Genomic DNA, 7151 nt, shown 5'->3' with positions numbered 1-7151 from the left:
CCCGGTGGCGGACGTGTGCCTGATCACCGACGACGCCGCCCTGCTCGCCGCCCTGGTGCGCGGCTTGGCGGAGACCGCGGCCAGGCAGCGGTGCGCCGGCGTGCCCCTGGTGCCCGCCTCTGCAGTGCAGCTGCGACTCGTCTCCTGGCAGGCGGGCCGTTTCGGGCTGACTGATCCGCCCCTGCTGGCGAGCGAGCAGAGTTTCTAGACAGGTGCAGGAACGAGGACTCCAACATGTGCGGTATAGCCGGCGAAATCGCCTTCAACGGGAGAAAGGCCTCCCAAGAGTCGGTTCTGAAAATGATGGGGGCAATGGCGTCGCGGGGGCCTGACGGGCGGGGGACCTGGGAGGCGGGCTGGGTGGCACTCGGGCATCAGCGCCTCAGCATCATTGACCTCTCCGAGGCCGGGGCGCAGCCAATGCTGGACGACGGCGGCCTGGCCGTCACGTTCAACGGCTGCATTTACAACTACAAGGAACTGCGCCGGGAACTTGAGCCGGAGTTCAGCTTCCGGTCCAACAGCGACACAGAGGTCATCTTGAAGGCCTACCGCAAGTGGGGCGACGACTTTGTCCACCATCTGGTGGGGATGTTCGCGGTGGCTCTTTATGATCCGCAGCGGCAGGAAGTCCTGCTGATCAGGGACCGGCTGGGCATCAAGCCGGTGTACATCTCCCAACTCCCGGGAAGGTTGCGCTTCGCTTCCAGCCTCCCGGCGCTGGTGGCTTCGGGCGGGATGGATACGTCCATTGACGAGACGGCCTTGCACCATTATCTGAGCTGGCACTCGATCGTTCCCGCGCCGAGGAGCATCCTGCGCGGCGTCCAGAAGCTGCCGGCCGCAACCATCCGGACCGTCCGCCCCGACGGAACCTGGCACGACCGCGAGTACTGGAAACCTGACTACACGCGCCGTCCGGAGCACGCGGACTGGACCGCGGCGGACTGGCAGGAAGCCGTCCGCAGTTCCCTCCAAACGGCAGTACGACGCCGGATGGTCGCCGACGTGCCGGTGGGTGTCCTTCTCTCCGGGGGCCTGGACTCCAGCCTCCTGGTAGCCCTGCTCGCCGAGGAGGGCCAGCACGGGCTGTCCACGTTCAGCATCGGGTTTGACGGCGCCGGCGGGGACGCAGGGAACGAGTTCGCCTACTCGGACCTTGTTGCGCGGGAGTTCGGTACGCGGCACGAGCAACTGCATATCAGCACGTCCGAGTTCGCACCGTCCATCGGTGGAGCCGTGGGGGCAATGGCCGAACCCATGGCCAGCCACGATGTGACGGCGTTCCACCTGCTCTCCCGGACTGTTGCCGAGCATTTGAAGGTGGTGCAGTGCGGCCAAGGCGCAGATGAGGTCTTTGGCGGGTACGCGTACCACCAGCCGCTTGCTTCGGTGGGCCGTCCGGAAGCCCTGTCCACGTTCACCTCACGGTTTGTGGACCACAGCCATGAAGAACTCCTGAATATCCTGGAACCCGAGTGGTACTGCGTCACCGATGTGAGCAGCCAGGTCCTGGCCGCCAACCTGGACGCCCCCGGCGCGGACACCGCCCTGGACGCTGTGCTCCGGTTGGACACCCACCTGCTGATGGTGGACGACCCCGTCAAACGGCTGGACAACATGAGTATGGCCTGGGGCATCGAGGCCCGGGTACCTTTCCTGGACCATGAGCTGGTGGAGCTGGCCGCGTCCTGCCCGCCGGAGCTCAAGGCGTCCCAGGGCGGAAAGGGCATATTGAAAGACCTGGGCCGGCGGATGCTGCCTAAAGCCGTGGTGGATCGGCCCAAGGGATACTTCCCGGTCCCTGCCCTGCAGCACCTGGAGGAACCGTTCATCTCAATCGTCCGCGAGGCGCTCCATGCACCGGAGGCCAAGCAGCGGGGACTGTTCCAGCCCGCCTACATTGATGGCCTCCTGGCAGACCCCAACACCCAACGGACAGCAGTCAACAGCAACGTCCTCTGGCAGTTGGCGCTGCTGGAGATATGGCTCCAACACCACGGGGTGGGGTAACGCGCGGTGCCGTCAGCGCCTGGGCGGGTCCCGGCGTCGTGCGGCGTAGGCGAAAAGGGCGGTGGTGGCAACGGTGGCCAGATATCCGGCGATCACGATCAGCGAGATCCCGGCCCAGAAATAGTTGGTGGTGCTGACTTCCTGCCAGGGGCTGGGCGCGATCCGGGCCAGCGAATACATCGCCACCACAGCCGACGCCAGCCCGATCAGCACCGGCAGCGTCAGCCAGATCCGGGCCGACCCGATGTGCCCGCCGAAGCCGTCCCAGGCGTTCCAGGCCCCGCGGCGGATGATCAGCCAGCCCGCGGGAATCATAAACGCGCCCACCAGCAGAAACGCCGCCACCACGTCGGCCGGCCGGTGCCACTGGTTGATCAACGTGGACACGCCTGAGGCAATCGCGAACGTGCCGCCCACAAAACCCGCCATCGGGCGCCACCGGGGCGAGGCCATCAGGAACACCGCAGCCGCCGCCGAAGCGGCCAGGGTAGTGTGCCCGGACGGCAGGGAATTCAGCTCAAGCGTCACCACGCCCTTGTCCGGCCGGGCCGGCAGCACATCCTTGAGGACCTGCGTGGCAATATTCGCGCCGATGCAGGCCGTCACCGCAATGCCGGCTTCCGTCCAGTGCCTCCGGATCACCGTGACAAAGAGCACCACGACGGCGGCCATCACCAGTGAAATGGTGGGCAGCAGGTCCAGGAACCTGGTGGTCGCCTTGCCCGCCGGCCCGTGGATATCGACGGCCTCCACCAGCGCGGACTCGTCGATGAACTGGCCCGTGGTGGTCTGGACGAAGTAGTTGTAGGTGGCAATCAGCCCTGCAATGCAGGCCAGCGTGGCGAGCACGAAAAAGAAACCCGAGCCCGGAGCGGGGCGTGCTGGGGTCCTGGTCTGTGCCTGCCGTTGAGAAGTCATCGCTTCAAGGTTGTCACAAAAAGCTGGGATCCCGCCGCATGTGCCGGGCGCTGCCAAGGTGAGCCGGGTCCCTGCGGCATTTACCTCAGGTTCCGGGCAAGTTCCTCGACGAGTTCGAACTGCTCGCGCACACTGCCCTCCGTGCCCGATTGGGCAATCAAGTCCGTCACGTCATAGATATGCGTTGAAAGGGTTTGCCGCCCCCGCTTGTACAGTGGGGCCATGCCTACGGACCCGCGCCGCTTGCCTACCCTGGAGGAACTGCTGGCCGGTGCACACGTGGTGAGGCTGCCCATGCGGGTGAAGTTCCGCGGCATCATGGAACGCGAGACCCTGCTGCTGCAGGGTCCCGCCGGGTGGGGCGAGTTCTGCCCGTTCCCTGAGTATGGCGACGCCGAGGCCTCCCGGTGGCTTGCCGCCGCAATCGAGGCCGCCTGGGTGGGGTTCCCTGCGCCCCTGCGTTCGGTGATTCCCGTCAACGCGACCGTTCCTGCCGTACCCGCCGATAGAGTGCCGGAGGTTTTGGCGCGTTTTGGCAGGGTGGACGCCGTGAAGGTCAAGGTTGCCGAGCGTGGCCAGACCCTCGACGACGACGGCGCCCGCCTCGCTGCTGTCCGCTCCGTCCTGCCGGATGCGGCCATCCGCGTGGATGCCAATGGAGGCTGGGATGTTCCGGCTGCGGTGAAGGCGCTCACGCGGCTGGCCGAGGTCGGGCTGGAGTATGCCGAACAGCCCGTGCCCACCATTGACGGCCTGGCTGAGGTGCGGCGTGCCTTACGGGCTGCTGGAACACCCGTACTGATCGCGGCGGACGAGAGTGTCCGCAAGGAATCAGACCCCCTGCGCGTGGCGCGTGCCGGCGCGGCCGACCTCATCGTTGTCAAGGTGGCGCCGCTCGGGGGAGTACGGCGTGCCCTGGGCATCGTGGCGCAGGCCGGGCTTCCTGCCGTCGTGAGCTCAGCGCTGGACACCTCCGTGGGTATTCGCGCAGGCCTTGCCCTGGCGGCGGCGCTGCCGGAACTGCCATATGCCTGCGGGCTGGGGACGGTGTCCCTGTTCGAATCGGATATCACCATGGATCCGCTGGTGGCCGACGACGGCGCCATCCGCCTCCGCGACGTGGCCGCCGACGCCGGGCTGCTCCAGCAGTATGCGGCTTCCCCCGAGCGCCGTGACTGGTGGGTGGCCCGGCTGCATCGCGTCCACAGCCTTCTCCCCGCCTAGACGCTCTCTCACTTTCGGGGCCTTTTGGGCGGACGCTCTCTCATATTCCTGAGGTCACGAGCGGTTAACCGGATCTTCACCTTGCTGACTACTGCCCGTAGAACCCGGCTGACAGGGTGGGCGGGACCTCATAGAAATACCTTGGAAGGCCCCAATGTCTGAAACGACTGCCCGCAAGTTCACCCTGCTGCCGATGCTCGGCCATACCAAGGGCAAGCGCAGTGCCGTCACCTGCGCGCTGAAGTGCGACAACGCCTGCGCCGGCGACGTCTGCAATACCAGCTCCAACAGCTACTTCCGCGACATCGCCTCTGCAACCATGTCCCGCCGCGCCGCCCTGGGCTTCGGCGCCGCCGGTGCGCTCGCCGTCGTACTCGGCAGTGCTGTCACATCGCCTGAATCCGCCAGCGCTGCGGGCCTCTCAAAGGCTGCCAAGGAAGGCTTCGGCAAGTCCAAACTGCAGTTCACGGCCATCCCGTCGATTGATGCCGCCGTGGACGCCGTCACCGTTCCCGAAGGCTTCACCTGGCAGCCGGTCATCCGCTGGGGCGATCCCATCTTCAACGACGCGCCGGAGTTCGACCTGAACAACCAGACGGCCGCCGCGCAGGAAAAGCAGTTCGGTTACAACAACGACTACACGGACATCCTGGAGATCCCGGGCAGCAAGGGCCGCCGTGCAGTGCTCTTCTCCAACCATGAGTACACGAATGAAAAGATTATGTTCCCGGCCACCATGCCGGCGGACCAGATGCGTGCTGTGGGGGCAGCCGCACACGGCCTCACAGTCGTGGAGCTGGAGCGCCAGAACAAGAACAAGCCGTGGACGTACGTCAAGGGCGCGCCGCTCAACCGGCGCTACCTGAACAACACCGTCTACGAACTGACCGGGCCAGCCGCCGGCTCGTCGCTGGTCACGACTGTTGCCGACCCGGCCGGCCGCTTCATCAGGGGCACGCTGGGCAACTGCGCCGGCGGCACCACCCCTTGGGGCACCATCCTCTCCGGCGAAGAAAACTTCAACGGCTACTTCGTTTCCCCGGGTACCTCCGCCGAGGACAAGCGCTACGGCCTGACCAACAAGCCCACCGCACGTAAGTGGGAGCTGGACGAGAAGCGCTGGGACACCCACAACACCGGCTACGAGAACGAAGCCAATCGCTTCGGCTGGATCGTGGAGGTTGACCCCTTCGATCCCGACTCCACCCCCAAGAAGCACTCCTCGCTGGGCCGCTTCAAGCACGAGGGCGCCAACGTGATCGTCGCCAAGTCAGGCCACGTGGTGGCCTACTCCGGCGACGACGAGCGTTTCGACTACCTGTACAAGTTCGTCTCCAAGGACAAGTACCGCGAGGGCGACCGCAAGCACAACATGACGCTGCTGTCCGCGGGCAACCTGTACGTCGCCAAGTTCACGGGCAATTCGCCTGCCGCTGAAATCACCGGCACGGGCGCCGTTCCTTCGGATGGTGCGTTCGACGGCATCGGCGAGTGGCTGCCCCTTGTGGTGGACGGCAAGTCAGCTGTGCCGGGGATGTCCGTGGAACAGGTCCTGGTGTACACCCGCCTCGCTGCCGACAAAGTTGGCCCCACCAAAATGGACCGCTGCGAGGACGTGGAGCCCAGCCTGCACACCGGCAAGGTCTACGTGGCCTGCACCAACAACTCCAACCGCGGCACAGATTCCAACGAGGGCGCCACCGAGGTTAACCCGCGCAACCAGAACCGCGACGGCCACATCGTGGAAATCACCGAGACGGGCGACCAGACCTCCACCACCTTCAGCTGGAACCTGCTGATGGTCTGTGGCGATCCGGCGCAGGGCGACGTGACGTACTTCTCCGGCTTCCCGGTGGACAAGGTCTCGCCCATCTCCTGCCCGGACAACCTCGCGTTCGACTCCGTGGGCAACCTCTGGATCTCCACCGACGGCGCCCCCTCCGGCATCGGCAGGGCGGATGGTTTGTTCAAGGTAACCCTGGACGGCGCCGAGCGCGGCAAGGTGGAGCAGTTCCTCGCCGTCCCGCGCGACGGCGAAACCTGCGGCCCCATCATCCACGACGAGGAGCGCACCGTGTTCGTCGCCGTGCAGCACCCGGGCGAAGACGGATCGTTCGACGCGCAGGTCTCCTTCTTCCCGGACTACGTTGCGGCAGGCACGACGCCGGCTCCCGGCCAGGCACGCGCGCCGCGCCCGTCCGTGATCCAGGTGTTCCGCGGCTAACCCCACCGCAATTCCCTCCTTACCCTCTGAACACCCCATCACCTGCAAGGGTGATGGGGTGTATGGGGTTTCGGCGCGGAAGGTGATGGCGCGTTCGTAGTGGCAGACTGGTTTGGTGACTTCGCACAACGATTCCGCCCCCGATGCTTCCCACCAAGACGCTGCCTCCACAGGCACTTCCCCCGCAGACACTTCCGACGCCGCGCCCTCCCTAAGTGCCGTGGCGGCGGCGCGGATTGCCGTCGGAGTCTTGGTGGACGGCGGCGTGCAGCACGTGGTGGTTTCGCCCGGTTCCCGGTCCGCTCCTATGGCCTATGCGCTGGCGGAGGCGTCGGCGGAGGGACGGGTGGAGCTGCTGGTCCGCATCGACGAGCGTTCCGCCGGCTTCACTGCCCTCGGCCTGGCCCTCTCCACCGGCTCGCCCGCCGCCGTCCTCACGACGTCCGGGACCGCCGTCGGGAATCTCCTCCCGGCGGTGATGGAGGCAAACCATGCGGCCGTCCCCCTCATCGTCCTGTCGGCTGATCGCCCGGACGAGCTGCGCGGCACCGGCGCCAACCAAACCACCATCCAGCCCGACATCTTCGGGGAACAGGTGCGCTTCGCCGTCGACATCCCCGCCGGTACCGACCCCGAACGCGCCATTCGGACCGGCCTCTCGGCGGCCACTGGTGCGTTCCCCGACCTGGCCCCCGGCCCGGTCCAGCTCAACCTGGCGTTCCGCGATCCGCTGGTTCCCGAGGCCGGGGCGAAGCTGGCGGCCGCGGCGGAA

Annotated in this window: 5 protein-coding genes and 1 pseudogene; 5 read left to right on the top strand and 1 reads right to left on the bottom strand. The window is 66.4% G+C overall.

Annotated elements, in window-relative coordinates; genetic code table 11:
• Together AC5RWX_RS28375 and AC5RWX_RS28370 are read left to right on the top strand one after the other, a co-directional pair.
• Window positions 1–208: pseudogene (locus tag AC5RWX_RS28375) on the top strand (carboxylate--amine ligase); the annotation flags it as partial.
• A gap of 26 nt (window positions 209–234) precedes the next feature.
• Window positions 235–2013, top strand: a complete 1779-nt coding sequence (locus AC5RWX_RS28370; RefSeq protein WP_494099584.1) for an N-acetylglutaminylglutamine amidotransferase — start codon at window positions 235–237, stop codon at window positions 2011–2013.
• Window positions 2014–2025: 12 nt separating this feature from the next.
• Here the strand turns inward: AC5RWX_RS28370 and AC5RWX_RS28365 are convergent, their stop codons facing one another.
• Entirely contained in the window at window positions 2026–2931 is a 906-nt protein-coding gene (locus AC5RWX_RS28365; protein WP_494099583.1) for a phosphatase PAP2 family protein, read from the bottom strand.
• A 222-nt stretch (window positions 2932–3153) separates the two neighbouring features.
• Between AC5RWX_RS28365 and AC5RWX_RS28360 the strand changes: the two genes are divergently transcribed.
• The 3 genes from AC5RWX_RS28360 to AC5RWX_RS28350 form a co-directional block, all read left to right on the top strand.
• On the top strand, window positions 3154–4155 hold the full coding sequence (locus AC5RWX_RS28360) for an o-succinylbenzoate synthase (RefSeq protein ID WP_494099582.1): 1002 nt from the start codon (window positions 3154–3156) through the stop codon (window positions 4153–4155).
• Between the two features lie 154 nt (window positions 4156–4309).
• Window positions 4310–6379, top strand: a complete 2070-nt coding sequence (locus AC5RWX_RS28355) for a PhoX family protein (protein ID WP_494099581.1) — start codon at window positions 4310–4312, stop codon at window positions 6377–6379.
• A gap of 115 nt (window positions 6380–6494) precedes the next feature.
• Window positions 6495–7151: thiamine pyrophosphate-binding protein (locus AC5RWX_RS28350; RefSeq protein ID WP_494099580.1), on the top strand; the 657-nt coding region annotated here is incomplete at its 3' end.

Source organism: Arthrobacter sp. SPT-J7 (assembly GCF_059089965.1).
Note: the sequence above shows the minus strand (reverse complement) of the source record. Positions and strands in the feature narration are given on the sequence as shown.

What these genes read in the sequence shown, in the direction of transcription:
- AC5RWX_RS28365 (WP_494099583.1), bottom strand. Translation starts at nt 2,931, where the DNA reads ATGACTTCTCAACGGCAGGCACAGACCAGGACCCCAGCACGCCCCGCT.
- AC5RWX_RS28370 (WP_494099584.1), top strand. Translation starts at nt 235, where the DNA reads ATGTGCGGTATAGCCGGCGAAATCGCCTTCAACGGGAGAAAGGCCTCC.
- AC5RWX_RS28360 (WP_494099582.1), top strand. Translation starts at nt 3,154, where the DNA reads ATGCCTACGGACCCGCGCCGCTTGCCTACCCTGGAGGAACTGCTGGCC.
- AC5RWX_RS28355 (WP_494099581.1), top strand. Translation starts at nt 4,310, where the DNA reads ATGTCTGAAACGACTGCCCGCAAGTTCACCCTGCTGCCGATGCTCGGC.